Origin of the sequence: Shigella sp. FC1967 (genome assembly GCF_001743005.1) — a bacterium.
In the GTDB taxonomy this organism is placed as follows: Bacteria; Pseudomonadota; Gammaproteobacteria; order Enterobacterales; family Enterobacteriaceae; genus Proteus.
In genome coordinates, this window is sequence record NZ_MIIZ01000949.1 from 1 (window position 1) to 1,660 (window position 1,660).

Sequence of the window (1,660 nt, forward strand, 5' to 3'; positions counted from 1 at the left end):
TTTACTGCTATTTACTACATTTTTATCAATATGGAGTGATAACTCTATCTTTTTTTTTTAAAAGATAATAATAAAAATAACTCCTTATAGGTAAAAAAAGTAGGAGAGATATTTCTCTCCTACTTAATAATAAATTAAACGATAAAGTCAGTTTCGTAATTAACAAATCCTACAATGTCAATTTTGAAATCAGGTCTATTTTCATAACCATAAGCATTAATAGCAAGTTCACTTGAGTTTGTTGATTGATCATATTTAAGCGTTGCTTCACCCGAGCGACCTGTAAATTGATCAACAAAGTTAAGGAATTTATGGCTAAAGGTATTTTCGATTAATTCTGATAAGTCAATCTTATCAATACCTGATTTGAAGTCCATTATCTTGTCAGCAGCAGAGGCTAAAGAGTCAGAAATTTCTTTATAAACAAAGGTATTGCTACCCGTATTGCCCCATAATGTATCTTGACCACCGCCACCATACAGTATATCGTTACCGCCACCACCGACGAGAATATTATCAGCATCATTTCCATAGATAATATCATTACCAGAACCACCGATTGCATTTTCTATTGTAACACCTTGTGCAATAGAAACATTTTTCTGTAGTCCGCCAACATCAGAGAAATGACCTTCACGTAAATCAATAACTTGATCTTGATAATATCCTGAGAAGTCGAAAGTATCGTTACCACCGCTATCCCAAACAGAAAATATTAATTTATCGTTACTGCTTGTCGCAGTGTAATAATCAATACCTGTATTTGAATTAAAACCGTAAACATCATCACCTGTTCTGGTCGTTGTATTTGCACCATAAAGGTATTGCATTGCTGAAATATCATGAAGTAGAGGAGCTCCCGCATAAGCACCTTGGAAATGAGCACCCGTTTCATATTCATCCCAATAACTCATAACAGTATATTGGCGACTGTCTTCAGCGTAGTCAGATTTTAAATAACCAGGTACGTTTTCGCCTGCGTTATAATCTCCGGGGTGCATTAAACCAAGCGCATGGCCAATTTCATGAATAATCGTTAAACGACCATAATTACCTAATTCCGGGGTTGTATTGCCTGCATAATAATAATCACTAAACCAAGCTTGACCAGAAACATCACGTCCATAATAATCATAGGTGTTAGGTAAAGTGGCATAAGCTTGGAATTTACCATATGGATCAGTAATATTTCCAAAAGTAATATCTGATTTTACATTTGGTCCTACTTCTGTAAATTTAATATTGGCGATATCGGCCCATGCATCTAAAGATTGTCTTGCATTGTTCTTTTTGCGTTGAATTAAATCCATAGGGCTTTTTATCACCAAAATCATTAAACTTTTTACCAGTCCAAGTTGGGAATGAATATGTTACTTCTGCCGCTTGACCAATAACATATTTTCCATTCCATGTAGAATCTTCACGTGCAATATGTTTTCCAGCAGTATCATAATCAAAAGAAGGTAGCGTTTTAGCTGAAAAGTTATAGAAAATTCCACTCTTATCTAATAAATCAGAAACATTAGATAGTCCTACTGCTTTTTTTAATAAAAGAAGAACCCATAATATCCTCCGGATATAAAGTTTAGGTTAAGTTTATTTTCATGTTGAAAATATTTTAATTATCTGGCGAACGCCAGCGATAATAAAGATAGCTACT

General features: G+C 34.2%; 1 pseudogene. It reads right to left on the reverse strand.

Features of this window, described 5'->3' with window-relative positions:
* Positions 1-134: 134 nt before the first annotated feature.
* Positions 135-1,569 (reverse strand): annotated as a pseudogene (locus BHE89_RS16560) (serralysin family metalloprotease).
* Between the last annotated feature and the right edge of the window lie 91 nt (positions 1,570-1,660).